Source organism: Candidatus Nitrospira nitrosa (assembly GCF_001458735.1).
In the GTDB taxonomy this organism is placed as follows: Bacteria; Nitrospirota; Nitrospiria; order Nitrospirales; family Nitrospiraceae; genus Nitrospira_D; species Nitrospira_D nitrosa.
Map to the genome: position 1 here is coordinate 1 of NZ_CZQA01000001.1, position 16,939 is coordinate 16,939.

Here is a 16,939-nt window from a genome sequence, read left to right on the forward strand (position 1 = left end):
TGACCCCGGTTGTCAAGAGTGGACGCCATGAATGACAGTCTCACGCCGCCGACTGTTGACGGGCCCACCGTTGGGCAAATGCCGCGGGCGAGCGATTCCCCAGCCGGGAATGCCGTCGCTGGCGGTTGTAGAACACCTCGATGTATGCTGTAATCTCTTGCCGAGCCTGCTCCCGCGTCTCATATCGTCGGTGATGCACCAGCTCAGTTTTCAGTGTTCCCCAGAAACTCTCCATCGGTGCGTTGTCATAGCAATTGCCCTTGCGACTCATGGAGGGGATCATGCCGAACTGCCGCAGCTGATCCTGATAGTCGTGGGCACAATATTGAGACCCACGGTCGGAGTGGTGGAGCAAGCCCGGGCGTGGGCGTTTCGCCCCGACCGCGTTCCCCAAGGCGTGGCGCACCAAGTCCGTCGTCATCCGGGCCCCCATGGCATACCCGACGACCTCACAGGTATACAGATCCTTGACCCCGGCTACATACAACCACCCTTCCCCTGTAGGAACATAGGTGATGTCGGTGAGCCAGGTCTCATTCGGGCGTGTCGCGGTGAACGTTTGTGCCAAGCGATTCTCCGCCACCGGCAGGTGATGCGCCGAATCCGTGGTGATCGTGAACCGTCGCACCGGTGTGCAGCGCAGGCCCAGTTTCTTCCGCAGCCGCTTGATACGGCCGATCCCAGCTGGAAAGCCGTCTTCACGCAATTCCGCTTGGAGGCGCTCCGGGCCGTACGTGTGTCGGGTCCGCACGTGTGCCGCCTGAATCGCCACTTCCAGCCGCGCATTCTCCTGGGCGCGTGTCGACGGACGCCGATGCTGCCAGGCATAGTAGCCGCTTCGGGACACCTCCAGCACCCGACACAACAGAGTCAACGGATACTGGAGACGCAGCGTCCTCATGAGCGCGTACCGGGCAGCTGCGCCTTGGCAAAGTACGCGGTGGCTTTTTTTAAGATGTCGCGCTCCATCCGCGCTTCCGCAAGATCCCGTTTGAGCCGAGACACCTCGGCCTCCAGCTCCGTCACGGGCCGTCGGCTCTCTCCCAGCGTAGTGAGCTGGCCCTGCCGAGCCCGACCCACCCAGCGCTCGAGCGTCCTGCCCGACATGCTCAGGCGCCTGGCGGCCTCCGGAATCGTCACCTGCTGTTCCAGGACTAGCCGCACGGCCTGCTCTCGGAACTCCTTCGTATACTGCTGTCGCGGGACCTGTTCCATCTCACACCTCCAGCCCTCTCATTCTAGGTTGAAGGCGTCCACTTTTTCGAGCTTACCTCACCATTCTGCGGGACTACATCCGCCAGAAACGCGCCCTGCGGGTGCGTCGGGCGACGGTGCGGTTTGAGACAGCACCGGGTCGCCAGCTGCAGAGCGATTGGGCCGAACAGCGGACGCAGCTCGCGGGCCAGGAAACGGTGGTCCACTTCATTGTGAACACGCTGGGCTTCTCGCGGCGATTCCACTTCTGGTGCACGGACCGTGAGGACGCCGAGCACACCTATGACGGACTCATCCGCAGCTTCGAGTGGTTTGCGGGCGTCCCCGCCGAAGTCTTGGTGGATAATCAGAAAGCGGCGGTGCTCGCTCATCCACGAGGTGGCCCGGCTCGCTTCCATCCCCGGTTTGTGGATCTGGCGGGCCACTATGGGTTTGTCCCGCGCGCCTGCCAACCTGCCCGAGCACAAACCAAGGGCAAAGATGAGCGGATGGTCGGCTACATCAAGCACCACTTCTTTGTGCGGTATCGTGCCTTTGAGAGCTGGGCGCATCTCAATCAACTTGCCGCGCAGTGGTTGCGGGAGGAGGCCGACCAACGGCGACATGGGACCGTGCAGGAGATCGTGGCTGAGCGGTTCGCCCGCGAGGCACCGGCCTTACGGCCCTTGCCCGCCACACGCTACGATACGGCCTACCGCGAAATTCGGCAGGTGAGCTGGGATGCCTACATCGAGGTCCGTGGCCGCCGGTATAGCGTCCCGGCTGACTTGGCGGGTCAAACGGTCCAGATCCGACTGACGCTGGAAAACGAGTTGGCTGTCTATCACGACGAGCAACTCGTGGTCACCCATTGCGTGGTGCCCGGAGCACCCGGCTGGGTCACGGTTCCATCTCACCACGCCGCCCTGTGGGCCCAGACGCTGGCGGTAGAGCAGCGGCCGTTGGCGGTCTACGAGGAGGTGGGGGCATGATGGAACTCAGCGTCCTCCTCGAACGGCTGAAGTTGGACCACCTGCTCACCCAACTCGATGGCGTCTGTGAGCAGGCGGCAAAAAGCGATCTGGATTACCAAGGGGTTCTGGCTCGAGCCCTCGAAGCAGAGTGGCGCGGGCGGCAGCAACGGGGAATCGACCTCCGGCTGCGGATGGCCCGGTTTCCATGGCTCAAAACCCTGGAGCAGTTCGACTTCGAGTGCCAGCCCTCGCTCGATCGCAAGGTTGTACGGGAACTGGCGGGACTCAGCTTTGTCGAGCGCGCCGAGAATGTGGTCCTGCTGGGCCCACCGGGTGTGGGCAAGACGCATCTGGCGATTGCCCTGGGTATCAAAACCGTCGAGGCCGGTTCATCCGTGCTGTTTTTGACGTTGGAGACGCTGATGAGTCGGCTGATCCGCGCCCGGCAGGAGAATCGGCTGGAGCGCATGCTCCCGCAACTGACGTATCCCCGTCTCCTGATTCTCGATGAGCTGGGATATCTGCCACTGTCACGGGAGGAGGCCAGTCTGTTCTTCCGCCTGCTGGTCCGCCGCTATGAACGTGGGAGTTTGATTGTGACCAGCAACAAGAGCTTCGCGGACTGGGGTGAGGTCTTCAATGATCCCGTCTTGGCCACGGCGATCTTGGATCGGCTCCTGCATCATGCCACGACGCTGAATATCAAGGGCGAGAGCTACCGGCTTCGGGAAAAGAGAAAGGCTGGGCTCTTCGGCCGTCGACCGGTCGCCGAACCCGAGGAAGGCACCACGGATGTGGCAATCTAACCCGACAGACTGGACAATCTCATCGGTGAACAGGGGACATCTCAGATCGGTGTTTTGTGGACAACCAACGTCGGTCTTGACACCTTGAAGCAGGAGCGGAATTGTTTACGACGTGCGGCGGCGTTCTTCGCGAAGGAGTCGCGATGAGATATCGGGTGATCCAAGAGCACGACCGTCGCGATCCGATCCGTCTGATGTGCCGAACCTTGGCCGTGTCTCCTGCAGGGTATTATGCCTGGCGGGTGCGCCCAGAGAGTACCCGGGCGGTGGCCAATCGAGACCTACTGACCGCAATTCGGCTGCTTCACCACGACAGTCGCCAGACCGACGGGAGTCCCCGGCTCTGGCGGGCCCTCCGCAAACAGGGCCACCGGGTTGGGGAACATCGCGTGGCGCGGCTCATGCGTCAGGCCGAGCTTCAGGCCAAAACCGTGAAGAAGTGGAGGGTCACGACGTACTCGTTGCACGGCTTACCCGTGGCTGCGAACACGCTTGACCGCCAGTTCACGGTGCGACAGCCCAACCGAGTCTGGGCCGGCGATATCACCTACGGCTGGACTCTAGAGGGCTGGCTGTATCTGGCCGTGCTGCTGGATCTGTACTCGCGTGCCGTGATCGGCTGGGCGATGGGCCCGCGCTTGACCGGAGATTTAACCGAGCAGGCCCTCCGCATGGCGCTCAGCACGCAGCAGCCTACAGCAGGACTCCTGCATCACTCCGATCGCGGGAGTCAATATGCCGCAGGGGCCTATCAGCAGCTGCTCCCCACGCATGGCATCACGGCCAGCATGAGCCGCACCGGCAATTGCTGGGACAACGCCTGTGTCGAGAGCTTCTTCGGAACATTAAAGCGAGAACTCGTGTACCATCGGCACTACACCACCCGTGAAGCCACAACACAGGACATCTTTGAATACATCGAGGTGTTCTACAATCGGCAGCGCCGTCACTCAACCCTCGGCTATCACTCCCCAGCCGAGTACGAAGCGAGGACCGCTGTGGCTTAACCCGGTGTCCACGGAATCGGGGGAAGCTCACTCAGGGAATGTACGTGGAAGGTAAAGACTAGTTTATCGTGATCCTTGAGGGTGATTACCCACAACGACGCTGGGGCCACTGGCAAGGTACTTCCAAGGATGACCCACGTCTTTGTGAGGGATGGGATGAGACAACAGGGAGAGGCCGTCAAACTACTAGCTATTCACCGCATCAACGTTCTACCGACATCGACTGAAATCAATAGCGAGTGGTGTTCTTATCTTAAACCAAGTAGCCGACACCAGGGGCACCTCGGCAGACGCTTTTGTACGAGCCCCTCCGATAAGGATTTGAGCGCCAACCTAGCGCTCTGGATTCCTTGCCATCGCGACTGCTGAGGCAAACTTGAGCAGGCTGGCCCGCTCCTCGTCGTCCAATGCCAACAGCAAATGTGCTTCTTCACCATGCATCAGGCGAAGGCTTAGGAACGGTTCTTCCCGACGTTTTTCTCTGTTGTCCCACATCGCATCAATCAGCTGCACCTTGTCCAACTGACCGACTGAGACCACATCATATCGGAAGTAAGAGTCCCCGATCACGACATCAAATACCACATGACCCGCCGTCAGTAGTACCAGATTGAACCGCCCTTGGTCTTCATACCCTTCCGGTAGAAATTTATTAACGTGGCAGAGCGCGACCTTACGATCGCCCAACATGTGACGAAATTTTTCTTTCAACTCCGCATAATCAATCTGTAAGGCCTTCTCATCCGGCCCCGTTGCTGCTACGGCCGCCGCTTCCGCTCTCGAAAAAATATCACCGGCGGACATCAATCCTGACATGGTGTTCCTTTCTATTTCGCTCAAGAAAACATATCAAATGCCCTGGAATCCCGTACCGTACCCGCCACCAAGTCTGGATTGCAAGGGGCAAAGTTCAGATCTCGGCATGTGCTATTTCGCCACAATTCGGTGGGACACTCGCTCCTTACCCGTTTCATCCACTATGCTCACGTGGAAATCATACTTCGTGGCCCTGACCAGACCAAAATTATGATACCCGGTCTCATAGAATAATTCCGTGGGATGAAGCCCCATTTGAGTTGGAGCGAATCTCCCCGACGGTGCAGAGAGGGGACCCGCGATGTATTCATGAAAGTCGATGATCCCGTCCTGGTTGGGGTCATAGGCATTGGCTTGCACCCAGTGCACATCCCCTGAGAGAAAGACCACGTTTTTGATCGTCCGATTGAGAATGGTGTCAATAATGACCTGTCGCTCTCGCTCAAATCCGGTACCATCCGACCCACCTGCCCACCCATCGTTTCCAGGAACTGAACGATCACCGCCCTTTGGAATCGAGAGCGGAACGGGCGTCGCAATGACTTTCCATGTCGCAGTTGAAACCTGAAGGCCATCGAGCAGCCATGCCAATTGCGTTGCGCCAAGCATGGTCTTGGAGGCACCATCTTGATCCGCATTGCGACTCCGATACTGCCGAACATCCAAGATAAACAGTTCAAGGTCGGCACCGTACCGAACCGTCCGATAGAGACGATGTGGGTCCTCAAGGGGAGACACAATCGGCCAATATTCCCGTAACGCTTGCCGACCAGCAGGCATCTGCTCGTCATACGGACCGGCAAAATTGTTTCGGACCTCGTGATCGTCCCAGATTACATAGACCGGCGTTCCAATCAAAAACCGTCGTAACGCATCAGCGCTCCGTTGGTAGCGATGGCGTGATCGATAGGCATCCAAGGTCGTGGCCTTGAAGTCGGCACCCGGCTCATTCGGAGGCGAGGGACAGGGATGATCTCCATAAATAGAATCGCCAAGGAAGAGAAAGAAGTCTGGCTGGTATCGAGGAATCACCTCAAAAATCGGATACCCATCCACTCCTCGGCGACATCGTCCCCCGCTACCAAGATCTCCGCTCCAGGCAAAACTCACGGCCGCAGAGGTTGTCACATCCGGCAGTGTGACGAATTCACCCGTCCCGGCCGGTTTTCCAAGAAATTGCGATGGTGATGATTCTGCAGGACCGACCACAACATGGTACCGATAGCGAGTCGAGGGAGTCAGACCTTCAAGAGGGATGGTCAACGTATAATCCGTCTCTGCACCTGTCTTGAGGAGCACCGTCTTCGATATCGGGGCTACGACCGTCGCTGATGTTGAAACCTGCTTCCATAATGATACCGACGCCCATTCCACTCGCACTACAGCGGCCCCATCGGTGCGTACCCATAACAAAGCTCTCTGCGAGCTCACATCGCCGATTGCAACGCCCTGGGGTAGGAGTCCTGAGGCTAACCCAGGGTTCTCTGCTGATAAATCTTGAGAGCCAATGTTTTGACCAGGCCATGCGGAGCAACCACTCAAAACAGGGCACACTGTGAAGAGTCCGACGAACAGAAACAATATACGCATCAGAAATCCTCTTGGTTAAGCATTCCAGAAGATCTTGCAACGAACCCGGTATTGGGCTTGAAATTCAGCAGGACTGACCGGCATACTGACTAAACTTAAAGAGGTTTAGGTGCACGATACTCACTGCTGCGTAACAAACTGCCTTGCAAATCCCTACGCGCCAGCCGGCACGCACTCCGTGTGCAAAGACCATTTCCTCAGTTTTCTCACATGGCGACGCCGTCGTGGACCGCAAATGTTCTCGACTTACGCCGGTATGTCCATGGTAGAACGTGATACCATCACCGCCGAATGGATGAAAACCATACGGATCGATGAAGTCCCCACCCCTGCGCCGAAGCTATAGCGACAGACCCTGCACAGAGCACATTAGGATCTCAGGAGACTAGCTTAGCCAAGGTCAAGATCCTCTTGACCTCGTTGCTCTCTCACTGCCATCCACTAGAACACCAGTCCCGACAAGCCACCTGGGAATAGACCTATCCATAGGACTTGTTCTCGCTCCACAGGTAAGAGAACCATCACCACGAGCGCCCCTAAAGCCCCTCCTGAAACTGCAAGTGCCTGCCAAGATAATAGATCCTTTGATTGGAGAAAAAGATAGACAGGCAGACCCAGAACAAAAGCGGGGAAGTACGCGTACGGCCCAGTGACAAAAAAAGATCCCAGCGCATTTTCTCCCATGTCCCCCAGCGTTGCTTTCCCTACACGCATGAAGCCAACAACCCAGAAATAGAGTGGCACGACCAATGGCGCCAGCAGAAATCCCAGAAAGACGCGCATGTGATTCACCAACTCCGATGTGTCTTCCTTATTGCGTATCACCCATACTCAAGCAAGGATAGTGAACGGGATGTCTCCACCCACACGCATTGATCGAGCATCGCGTTCCTCTTCTCTATCCCGCCCTGGAGCGGGCGGCCTGGTAGTCTCCTAACTGCGCGCATCCAACGAGGGCCTTCTGAGGCAGCGCGTTGGGCGAGCACAGGAGATGACCAGGCTGCCTGCAACCTCCTCACCCCATCACCGGCGATCCATGGTGGTGAATCATGAGCCACTCATCACCGATGAGTTCATAAAGGTTGGTGGCAAGAATTTTGGCCTGTTGTGGCTCCTCTGCTTGTTGAGTCACAAGATTTTCCACACAGATGACCCAGGCCATATCGCCTGCTACCTGAACCATGATATCGGCCAGCTCGAACTTCATTGAGAACGTGTTGTTAAAGATCAGCACCCACGAGTCGCGAACGGCAGGCCATCCGGAACGGATGGTCCAACCTGGATGAATACAGGTGACATACTCTTGATGCGTCCAAATCTCGTCCATCTTGACGATGTCGAGACTTTCAAAGACCTCATAGAATCTCTGATTGGCTTTCGTAACGGCTTCGATGCGCTGTTTCAACACACGGCACCCCTTAGTCAGAGAAGCCGTATCATACTGCAAGAGAATCCGGCGCTGCGAGAATATTTCGCAACGACATCGTAGGATGTGGTACTCCTACTCCGAGTCAAGCCTCCGGCAGAACATGCGACCACCAGGCCAACCTATCCTGCGGGAAAGATGAAGAGCAAAGAGGCGAGTCGCGGAATCGGAACAATCACGATCCCACGTAGTGTTCCTAGCTCGTCAGCAGCAGCAAAGCCACGTTTACTCAACAGACGATTATGGCCCCACACTCCTGGTGCGGCATGTCCAGAATGGTCCCGAAGAAGTGAGATTGAACCAGATCACTTCATGTACTGGCACAATTCCCATCTTTGCCCACCTTCCGCAAGAGCAGCGGCTTCCTCAAGGGCGGTGTCGTCGAACCTTCCTCGGCGGAGCAAGAAGTTTTGACGCAGTTAGGGAATCTCGGAAGACTTTTAAAGAGATCGTCGAGGGTGACTAACACTCCTCCAACGATTCGGCGAAGCTCCCGCTCCGAATAGTGCAACGGAACCAGGCGCCTCCGTTGCCAGCCTCGAAGCGAGAAGGTCCTCCCTGGCTGCAGATAGGGCTTCTCACAGACCATCACAAACTCCCGCCCCTGGTCGTCTTCAAGGATAAACCCTTTGACGTTCATACATACTCCTTTATGTTCATCAGAGACACCACCCCTCACGGCTTCCTAGTGGACGGCATCTCCTTGATCATCCGACAGACCCTATGGAAACCACACCCTATTCTGCTCGGTTCCTGACAATGACTGAGTTCACACCATTGCCACAGTTCACACGGCGCCAAGATTCCTCATAGACACAAACCTGTCCCCCACTCTCCCCCTCAGGCTATTCCAACATCATCCACCCGCCACATCGGTTATCGACCATCTCACACCATGCTATCGTTGAATGATCGCTCTTCCGATATTCCCGCTCTGCCGGGAAAGAGCCGAGTCACAGTGGGAATCAGTTCGTCGTACAAGACATCTTTATTCAGAACCACATCGGCCTTTGAATAACTATTGACCTCATAGGCTTCGTCCATGTGAAAGAGGGACATTAAGATGACCATCGGACAGTGACCATCCTCCTTGATACGGGCCGTCGCTTCATAGCCGTTCAAGCATGGGAGGGCTACGTCCATAAGCACGAGATCAGGGCGAAGCAACCTGCATTGCTCGAGCGCGTCGACTCCCGAGTTGGCCTTCCCGACAATGGCAATATCAGAGAGCGTACCCAACCACTTTTCCAAGCGAACAAGACACTCCGGGCTGCCGTCGACTAACACTGTCCGAATGGGCGAATGGTGCTTCGTTAACATCTTCACAACTCCGCGCGTTCCGTACCACCACAGCTGGTACGTAGAGCATCACAGATGAGGTGCGTTTGGCCTATCGGGGAAACCCTGATGAGGACGTGAGGAGTGCCTGAAGCACCCCGATGAGGTTACTGAAACACATCAGAAGATGGAGGGGAAGAAAACCACTTAGGAGTCGACGTGAACCAACCCCACACGAATCGCTAGGCGAACGAGTCCCGGCACATCATGAATTTCGAGCCGTTCCATCAGTTGTGCTCGGTGAGTTTCTACAGTCTTCACACTGAGGTTCAGACGTTGGGCAATGTCTTTCGTCGTACAACCTTCGGCGATCAGCTGCAAGATCTCGCGCTGACGCCCGCTCAGCCTGGCCAAGGGACTGGACGGCTCTCCAGACTTATTTCGGTAGGCCTCCACGGCGTACTTGGCGACGGCGGGGGTCAAGTAGGTTTCACCACGACCCACGGTTCTGATCGCCAATTCTAACTCTGCCAGATCAGCACCTTTCAGCAAGTACCCCGACGCCCCGACCTGCAGCGCCTGTCGGAGGTATTCTTCATTGGCATACATCGACAATAGGATCACACGTGTGTTCGACGATTCCCTCACGATCCGAGCCGTCGCATCGAGTCCGTTTAATCCCGGCATGGCAATATCCATCAGAACCAAGTCCGGAGCATCCGTTTGGACAGCCTTCACAGCTTCCCACCCATCCCCGACGTCGGCCACGACATCAATCCCACCGATTTTCTGCAGGAGCGCCCGCATCCCGGCTCTCACCAATGCATGATCCTCGACAATCATCATGCGGAGATCACTCATGACGCATGCACCTCCTTCAACGACCCGCCCGTCATCTGAGGGTCGTCCGCAAGTAAAAAGTGCAGCTCAAGACTGGTTCCCTGTCCCGCTCCTGACAAAATCGACAAGTGGCCTCCAGCGAGCCGTACGCGCTCTTCCATCCCGAGCAGACCCATGCTTGCTCCATCTCGTGCCCGCTGCCGCGCCACAGCGACATCGAACCCGACACCGTCGTCATGGATAATCAGGATAACCTCCTGCGTCTGTCGACGCAACGTCAACTCGATGGTCTTCGCACTCGCATACTTTGCAATGTTGGTGAGGGCCTCTTGCACCACGCGAAAGCAGGCCACCTCGATCATGGTTGGAATCCGCCCAACGACCCCATCGATCGTGAGATGAAGTATCCAGCCGTTCCGCTGGGCTTGCCGAGTTGCATACCATCGAAGCGCTGGAACCAGACCCAGGTCATCGAGAATGGACGGGCGCAGATCCAAGGCCAACGTCCGCACCTGAGTCAGGAGACGATCCACCAGCCCCAGACTATCCGTGAGTGCCCCCCCAATCAATGGGCCGGATGTACCATGCTGAACCGCTTGCAAATCGATCTTCAGCGCCGTGAGCAACTGCCCGACTTCGTCATGTAAGTCCCGGGCAAGCCGACTTCGTTCGTCTTCTTGCACTTGCATCAGACGACCGGAAAGATCTCGAAGCGAGCGGTTCGCCTGACTGAGTTCGGTCGTTCGTTCTTGGACCTTCTTTTCCAACTCCCCAAGCGCCTGGTGCAACAAGACCTGTGCCCGTTTTCGCTCGCTGATATCTCGAATAATTTTTGACACCCCTAGAATCCGGCCGGTCTGGTCCTTGAGTGGCGACATGGTAATCGAGACATCAATGCGCCGCCCATCCTTACTGATTCTGACCGTGTCATAGTTCTGAACGCTCTCCTCTCCCCGCAGCACGGGATACACCCAGGATTCATCTGCCTGGTTACCTGATGGGAGAATCCGAGTAATGGAATGCCCAACTATCTCATCCACGGTGTATCCAAACATCCGTTCAGCCCCCGTGTTCCACGACATCACTGTTCCATCCAGCCTCAAACTCACGATGGCATCGTCGCTGCCGTCGACAATAGCCCCGAGGCGTCTCGTTGCGTCATTCAGTCTGGAGTTTCTTACACGGACAACGAGACTTGCCATGGTCCAGACATACGCAGTACAGGCAACTCGGTTGAAGATCGCCACCCAGAGTTCGATCGTCCCAGGCTTTGACAGCACAAACCCTATCGGGAGGAGAACCGTCGCGATGCCTGCGACCACATGGGGAGCCCACGACCGTTCAACCCACAGGGTCAATAAGACCGCGAACACATACCCCACCCAGACAGCTACGCCCAATGGCGTGAGTGCATCGGAGACCATCGTCAAGATGAGCACGACTGCGATCAGGAATTTGGCAACATAACTATTCATCAAAATCCTTGGCGGGCTACCTCAAGAACCCTATGTCAGCCCCCCAGGGAGAGAATAACAGACCAGTGGTAACCGGAGGGAATAGATGACGCATGATACTACAAGCGGCAATCAGGCGTTCACCTGAGACGGCCCCTAGGGAATGGAATAAGCCTAACTCTTGAGTTCGGCCGTTTGGCGATTGACGACCCAGACACCGGCGAGAATGAGACAGATACCGATAATTTCAATCAAACCAATGGCTTCCCCTAAAATCAGGGCGGACAACCAAATCGCTGCACCGGGGTCAGATTCCTAGCACCGAGGCCCGTGACGGACCGAATATCACGGAGGACCAAAGCTTCAACTGCGGAAAACGACGTGAGCGCCATCGTTTGCGCGACAATCGATCCACCCCAGAGGGCCGCTGCAAGAATGACTGATCCATAGGCCACAGAGGTGGACGGCTGAGACATGGCCACTGGGATACCGTCGTTTCCCCATTGCCTTCATGCAGTATTCTACCGATCGGTCATTGACTTGACGACGTTGACGTTTGTCACTAGCCTACGTCTAAAGAACATGGCCGACCAACAGGGAGGGTGTTCATGATCTGGAAACCAAGTCGACAGGGGTGGGGTGCACTGCTTATCAGTACGTCGCTGCTCCTCACGGGCTGTACCACAGCGCTTGTCCGAGATGACGTCAGATATCCGAAAACTCAAGCCCATTGCTCGGGCTCTCAAGGAGTCGATGACTCCTCCATTGCCGTCCTGCCGGTTCCGGTGGTTGCGTTCGTTGTGCCTCATGTCAACCTCCATGACATTAAGGCCGACGACTATCTGAAGCGATGTGGCGATTCAACCAAGTTGATCAACCGGAAGGTCGAGGTGAACCGTACGGCCTGTATCCCGGCTGGATTGACCCGCATCATCACTCTCGGCATCTGGCAATGGTGCCCCGCCAGCATTGCGTGGGAAGCGGATGTGAAACCCTAACGCGTAACACTCTCTCTTCCAAGCTGTTGACCAACCCTGTGCCAGGGTTCGTCAAAGAGGGTACGCCCGAATCGTTCTATTCAGACCACACAACAGACCTGCCCTGAGCACACCCCCCAGCCATGGGGTAGAACACAACAAGAGCACTCGGAAGGGGAAATCGAGACCAGCCGAGCACTGGGGTATCTGATTTTGGTACCATAGCGCCATGACCGACACGATGAATCGCCAGAATTGGATCAGATCACTCGTCCTTGTTCTGTTTATCGCCCTCCTAGGCATCGGCTTGGCGGCTTGGAAATACGAATCTCTACAAAGTGAGCATGCCGCCTCGGCGAGGCAGCCGGAGCCGAGCGAATCGATTACGGTCACGGTCGCACGAACCATCGATCACCGGCCGAACACCACATCGATCGGAACCGTCCTCGCGCTCCGGTCAATTTCGCTGAAGAACGAACTGGCCGGCACGGTTCGCGAAGTCCGCCTCAGACCAGGACAGCTCGTGGAAGCCGGAGCCTTGTTGGTCGCACTCGATGTCTCGGTCGAAGAAGCAGACCTGCGCGCACAAGAAGCTCAGGTGGCACTCGCGAAAACGATTCTCAATCGTCGGCAACATCTGAGTCAGGAGCTTGCCACCACGCAGGAAGAAGTGGACCGGGCACGGGCCGATTTAGATGTGGCCCAAGCCCAGATCGCCAGGACCAAAGCCGTCATTGCCAAAAAGACAATCCGCGCCCCATTCCGAGCCAGAGTGGGAATCGCGGATGTCCATCCCGGCCAATATCTGGACGAGGGAACACTCCTTACTACACTCCAAGGAGTGAGTGAAGCCGTGAATGTGGATTTTGCTGTGCCGCAACAAGTGGCCGGAAGTTTGCGGGTCGGCGAAACCGTCGAAGTCGTAGCTGTAGGCGCAGCCCTACCCATCAAGGCCAAGATTATCGCCCTCGACGCGCGTGTGGATCCAATCACCAGGAATGCCATGGTGCGAGCCAGGATCGAGAGTTCACGCACGGTACTTGCGCCGGGAGCCTCCGTACGAGTACGTGTACCTGTTGGTTCAATGCGCCAGGTTGTCGCTGTTCCCGTGAGTGCCCTCCGCAAGGGGCCTGGGGGAGACCAGGTGTTTGTGGTCACACAGGGACAAGATGGTCAGACAAGGGTGCGCGCGCGTCACGTCGAGAGTGGACCGATGGCAGGCGACGAGATCGTGATTCATGAGGGACTTACCGCCGGTGAACAGGTCGCCGCTGTCGGGTCCTTTAAACTCCGCGACGGTGCCCTTGTCACCATCACGGCTGGACCCGACAGCCCATCAACGCAAGCACAATATTGAGCCAACAACGCGTGATCGCCCCAACGATGAAACAGTCTGTTTCCCCTAGGTCCTTCACTGATATCTTCATCGTCCATCCGGTCTTGGCCATCGTCGTGAACTTAGTGATCCTCCTTGCGGGGTGGAAAGCCTTGACCGCCCTCCCGGTCCAGCAGTATCCGAAAATCGAGAACTCGCTGGTCGTCATCACTACCATTTATTACGGAGCGAGTGCCGAGACCATTCGTGGATTTATCAGTACACCAATCGAGCGAGTCGTCTCGGCCATCAGTGGTGTGGATTATGTCGAATCGACCAGTCGGTCCGGCGTCAGCACCGTGACCGTCCACTTGAAGTTGAACCACAGCAGCACGGCGGCCCTCGCTGAGGTTACGGCGCGGCTGCAACAGGTGCGGGCGGAACTGCCGCCGGAAGCCGAGCCGGCTGCGATTGAAATACAGCGGGCGGATCGCCCCTATGCCTCCTTTTATCTCAGCTTCAGCTCACAGGAGCGCACGGTTCCAGCCGTCACCGATTGGCTTCTGCGCACATTGCAACCGCAGCTGGCCACGCTGCCCGGCGTCCAGCGAGTCACCTTCGAAGGTGAACGGCAAATCGCTATGCGGATTTGGATCGATCCTGACCGTCTGGCCTCATTCAATCTCTCCCCCGGTGACGTTCAAGGAGCACTCCGACGGAACAATTACCTCGCCGCCGTCGGCCGGACGAAAGGCAATCAGGTCCAGATTAATTTGCTCGCCAATACCGACCTTCGCTCGACGACTGAATTTGAGGAACTTATCATCGCCGACCGAGACGGCGCCATCGTACGGCTTAAAGATGTGGCGCGCGTCGAGCGCGAAGCGGAAGAAGCGAACATCATCGCCAAATACGACGAAACGGAAGGCGTGTACCTCGGTATCTGGGCGGTACCCGGCGTCAACGAGATCGAGGTCGGCCATCGCCTGCGCGACGAGGTCGACCGAATTCGCCCGACGTTGCCGAGCGATATCGACATGAAACTCGTCTGGGACAGCACCATGTTCATCCGAAACGCCCTGACGGAAATCTCCAAGACTCTGTCGGAAACAATTCTGATCGTCGCGCTGGTGGTCTTTCTCTTCATGGGATCAGTCCGAACGGCCCTTGTCCCGCTGGTGGCGATACCGGTCTCACTGATCGGAGCTGCACTTTTCTTGATCGCCTTCGGGTTCAGCCTCAACCTGCTCACGCTTCTCGCGATTGTATTGTCCGTTGGGCTGGTTGTGGACGACGCCATCGTCGTGGTGGAGAACGTGGAACGGCACGTACGTCTTGGCAAATCCAGAATTGCAGCCGCGCGAGCGGCCGCACGGGAACTACTCGGTCCCATCGTAGCCATGACCATCACGCTCGCCACCGTCTATGCGCCCATCGGCTTTCAAGGCGGACTTACCGGATCGCTGTTCCTCGAATTCGCCATAACCCTGGCTGTTGCGGTGGTGTTGTCGGGAATCGTCGCCATCACCCTCTCACCCGTGATGAGTTCTCGCTTTGTCCATCCACAAGGTCAAGAAGGTCGGTTGACCACGTTCGTCAACCGACGGTTTGACGAAGCACGGAGGATCTATGTCTGGCTGCTCGACGGCGCCCTCACGATGAATTGGGGAATCGTGTCGGCTGCCCTCTTCATCATGATCGCAGCCTGGCCGCTGTATCATTTCTCTCGCCTGGAGCTGGCGCCTGTCGAAGACCAGAACCATATCAGCCTCTTCTTTGAAGCCTCACCGGATTCCACTGTGCAGGCGACCAACCGCAAACACTTTCAGATCGTCAAAGCAATTACCGCCATCCCTGAAACAGACTATACCTGGTCACTCACCACTGCATGGGGCGGCTTCGGAGGGGTTGTCGCAAAAGATTGGCATGATCGTGCCCGTTCAACCGAAGCGATGTACGACGACGTGTATGGCGCCGTCTTGCAAGTCCCTGGACTGCGCGTCTTCCCCCGGCTCGATCCGCCGCTCCCCACTCCGGGACAGTACGACGTTGAGTTAATTCTTGAATCCGATGCGCCTGGTGAGCAACTGCTCGAAACCGTCGGAACCTTGTTGGGTGCGGGGTGGCAAAGCGGAAAGTTTCTCTACGTGGATACAGACCTCAAGATCGATCTCCCTCAAGCGAGGGTCGTCCTGGATCGTGAGCGGCTCGCAGACTTGGGATTCGATTTGGCCGGGGTCGGTCGTGAGTTGGGGACTATGCTCGGTGGGGCCTACGTCAACCGCTTCAACTACTTCGACCGAAGCTACAAAGTCATCCCTCAACTCGGCGATAAAGACCGTGCAACGATCGATCCGTTACTCGATTTGAAGATCAAGGCTCCAGGCGGCCAATTGGTGCCCGTGTCGACCTTCGCCCACATCGAAACCAGTACGGCGCCACGCAGCTTGAACCGCTTCCAACAACGGAATGCCGTCCGCATCTTCGGCGGGCTCAAACCAGGTGTCACCAAAGAAGAAGGTCTCCGGGTGCTCGAAGAGGCTGCTGCAGCAGTCGGCCCACGGATCTTCGTCGACTATGCCGGTGAATCGCGCCAGCTCCGTCAGGAGGGCTCAGCCCTCACTGTCACACTGGGCTTTGCGGTGGTGCTGATCTATTTGGTATTGGCTGCCCAATTTAAAAGTTTCCGCGATCCGCTCATCGTACTCCTCGGTTCGGTTCCGCTCGCTATTTCTGGGGCCTTAGTCGTCAGCTTTCTCGACCTGACGACCATCAATATCTACTCTCAAGTCGGGCTGATTACACTGGTCGGACTCATCGCCAAAAATGGGATTCTCATCGTGGAATTTGCCAATCAGCTGCAGACCCGTGGACTGTCGAGGCTCGCAGCCATCAGAGAAGCTTCCCTGACCAGGCTGCGACCAGTCCTCATGACCTCGGCCGCCACCATCTTCGGCCATTTCCCACTCGTGCTGGCCACAGGACCAGGAGCGGCAGCCCGCAATAGTATCGGCATGATGCTGGTCACAGGAATGACGGTCGGCACGCTCTTTACCCTTTTTGTCGTCCCGGTGTTCTACTCATTGATTGCGGCACAACACCAATCAGCTCCAACATCAGAAACCGAGACAGGAACCGCACTCAAACCAGTAGAAGCCGACACATAGACCACTCGTGGTATCTTATGCGACGTGAACGATCGGGAGTGACTGACGCATATTGTTTGATCTTGAAGGACGTTGAACCAGAAACTGCGCAGATC

Annotated in this window: 15 protein-coding genes and 1 pseudogene; 6 read left to right on the forward strand and 10 right to left on the reverse strand. The window is 56.9% G+C overall.

The genetic code is table 11. From position 1 onward, the window contains the following. Window positions 1-40: 40 nt before the first annotated feature. Window positions 41-1,215 (reverse strand): IS3 family transposase gene (locus COMA1_RS00005; RefSeq protein ID WP_407921304.1). Its coding sequence is split into 2 segments (ribosomal slippage): window positions 41-939 and window positions 939-1,215, totalling 1,176 coding nucleotides; the frame shifts between segments, so codons are not numbered across the junction. Window positions 1,216-1,316: 101 nt separating this feature from the next. On the opposite strand from COMA1_RS00005, the gene istA reads away from it, so the two are divergent. The 3 genes and pseudogenes from istA to COMA1_RS00020 form a co-directional block, all read left to right on the forward strand. Next, window positions 1,317-2,186, forward strand: coding sequence for an IS21 family transposase (gene istA / locus COMA1_RS00010; RefSeq protein ID WP_245630774.1), 870 nt, complete (start codon window positions 1,317-1,319; stop codon window positions 2,184-2,186). Continuing rightward, window positions 2,183-2,974, forward strand: a complete 792-nt coding sequence (gene istB / locus COMA1_RS00015) for an IS21-like element helper ATPase IstB (RefSeq protein ID WP_090741979.1) — start codon at window positions 2,183-2,185, stop codon at window positions 2,972-2,974. Before istA ends, istB begins: the two co-directional genes overlap by 4 nt. A gap of 75 nt (window positions 2,975-3,049) precedes the next feature. After that, window positions 3,050-3,981 (forward strand): annotated as a pseudogene (locus tag COMA1_RS00020) (IS3 family transposase); the annotation flags it as partial. A 333-nt stretch (window positions 3,982-4,314) separates the two neighbouring features. Here the strand turns inward: COMA1_RS00020 and COMA1_RS00025 are convergent. The 9 genes from COMA1_RS00025 to COMA1_RS00065 form a co-directional block, all read right to left on the reverse strand. Further along, on the reverse strand, window positions 4,315-4,797 hold the full coding sequence (locus COMA1_RS00025; protein WP_090741985.1) for a hypothetical protein: 483 nt from the start codon (window positions 4,795-4,797) through the stop codon (window positions 4,315-4,317). Window positions 4,798-4,908: 111 nt separating this feature from the next. After that, window positions 4,909-6,387 (reverse strand): alkaline phosphatase D family protein, encoded by a 1,479-nt coding sequence (locus COMA1_RS00030; protein WP_090741988.1) that lies wholly within the window; start codon window positions 6,385-6,387, stop codon window positions 4,909-4,911. A gap of 441 nt (window positions 6,388-6,828) precedes the next feature. After that, window positions 6,829-7,170, reverse strand: a complete 342-nt coding sequence (locus COMA1_RS00035; RefSeq protein ID WP_090741992.1) for a hypothetical protein — start codon at window positions 7,168-7,170, stop codon at window positions 6,829-6,831. A 232-nt stretch (window positions 7,171-7,402) separates the two neighbouring features. Further along, window positions 7,403-7,795, reverse strand: a complete 393-nt coding sequence (locus tag COMA1_RS00040) for a nuclear transport factor 2 family protein (protein ID WP_090741995.1) — start codon at window positions 7,793-7,795, stop codon at window positions 7,403-7,405. 328 nt (window positions 7,796-8,123) lie between these two features. Beyond that, entirely contained in the window at window positions 8,124-8,453 is a 330-nt protein-coding gene (locus tag COMA1_RS00045) for a hypothetical protein (protein WP_090741998.1), read from the reverse strand. 248 nt (window positions 8,454-8,701) lie between these two features. Next, the gene (locus COMA1_RS00050; protein WP_090742001.1) at window positions 8,702-9,133 is read right to left on the reverse strand and encodes a response regulator; all 432 of its coding nucleotides are present in this window, start codon (window positions 9,131-9,133) and stop codon (window positions 8,702-8,704) included. Between the two features lie 165 nt (window positions 9,134-9,298). Next, on the reverse strand, window positions 9,299-9,952 hold the full coding sequence (locus COMA1_RS00055; protein WP_090742004.1) for a response regulator: 654 nt from the start codon (window positions 9,950-9,952) through the stop codon (window positions 9,299-9,301). After that, on the reverse strand, window positions 9,949-11,406 hold the full coding sequence (locus tag COMA1_RS00060) for a PAS domain-containing sensor histidine kinase (RefSeq protein WP_090742007.1): 1,458 nt from the start codon (window positions 11,404-11,406) through the stop codon (window positions 9,949-9,951). The genes COMA1_RS00055 and COMA1_RS00060 overlap by 4 nt, the downstream gene beginning before the upstream one ends. A gap of 254 nt (window positions 11,407-11,660) precedes the next feature. Then, window positions 11,661-11,867 carry a hypothetical protein gene (locus COMA1_RS00065; RefSeq protein WP_141654165.1) on the reverse strand — a complete coding sequence of 69 codons (207 nt, stop codon included), beginning with the start codon at window positions 11,865-11,867 and terminating at the stop codon, window positions 11,661-11,663. 126 nt (window positions 11,868-11,993) lie between these two features. Here COMA1_RS00065 and COMA1_RS00070 point away from each other — a divergent pair, with 126 nt between their 5' ends. From COMA1_RS00070 to COMA1_RS00080, 3 genes are all read left to right on the forward strand, one after another. Next, window positions 11,994-12,383 carry a hypothetical protein gene (locus tag COMA1_RS00070; RefSeq protein ID WP_090742013.1) on the forward strand — a complete coding sequence of 130 codons (390 nt, stop codon included), beginning with the start codon at window positions 11,994-11,996 and terminating at the stop codon, window positions 12,381-12,383. A 220-nt stretch (window positions 12,384-12,603) separates the two neighbouring features. Then, window positions 12,604-13,719, forward strand: coding sequence for an efflux RND transporter periplasmic adaptor subunit (locus COMA1_RS00075; RefSeq protein WP_090742015.1), 1,116 nt, complete (start codon window positions 12,604-12,606; stop codon window positions 13,717-13,719). A gap of 26 nt (window positions 13,720-13,745) precedes the next feature. After that, window positions 13,746-16,844 carry an efflux RND transporter permease subunit gene (locus COMA1_RS00080; RefSeq protein ID WP_090746639.1) on the forward strand — a complete coding sequence of 1,033 codons (3,099 nt, stop codon included), beginning with the start codon at window positions 13,746-13,748 and terminating at the stop codon, window positions 16,842-16,844. Window positions 16,845-16,939: the final 95 nt, after the last annotated feature.

Coding starts and splice junctions, on each gene's coding strand:
- istB (WP_090741979.1), top strand. CDS start 2,183: ATGATGGAACTCAGCGTCCTCCTCGAACGGCTGAAGTTGGACCACCTG.
- COMA1_RS00025 (WP_090741985.1), bottom strand. CDS start 4,797: ATGTCAGGATTGATGTCCGCCGGTGATATTTTTTCGAGAGCGGAAGCG.
- COMA1_RS00030 (WP_090741988.1), bottom strand. CDS start 6,387: ATGCGTATATTGTTTCTGTTCGTCGGACTCTTCACAGTGTGCCCTGTT.
- COMA1_RS00035 (WP_090741992.1), bottom strand. CDS start 7,170: ATGCGCGTCTTTCTGGGATTTCTGCTGGCGCCATTGGTCGTGCCACTC.
- COMA1_RS00045 (WP_090741998.1), bottom strand. CDS start 8,453: ATGAACGTCAAAGGGTTTATCCTTGAAGACGACCAGGGGCGGGAGTTT.
- COMA1_RS00050 (WP_090742001.1), bottom strand. CDS start 9,133: ATGTTAACGAAGCACCATTCGCCCATTCGGACAGTGTTAGTCGACGGC.
- COMA1_RS00055 (WP_090742004.1), bottom strand. CDS start 9,952: ATGAGTGATCTCCGCATGATGATTGTCGAGGATCATGCATTGGTGAGA.
- COMA1_RS00060 (WP_090742007.1), bottom strand. CDS start 11,406: ATGAATAGTTATGTTGCCAAATTCCTGATCGCAGTCGTGCTCATCTTG.
- COMA1_RS00070 (WP_090742013.1), top strand. CDS start 11,994: ATGATCTGGAAACCAAGTCGACAGGGGTGGGGTGCACTGCTTATCAGT.
- COMA1_RS00075 (WP_090742015.1), top strand. CDS start 12,604: ATGAATCGCCAGAATTGGATCAGATCACTCGTCCTTGTTCTGTTTATC.
- COMA1_RS00080 (WP_090746639.1), top strand. CDS start 13,746: ATGAAACAGTCTGTTTCCCCTAGGTCCTTCACTGATATCTTCATCGTC.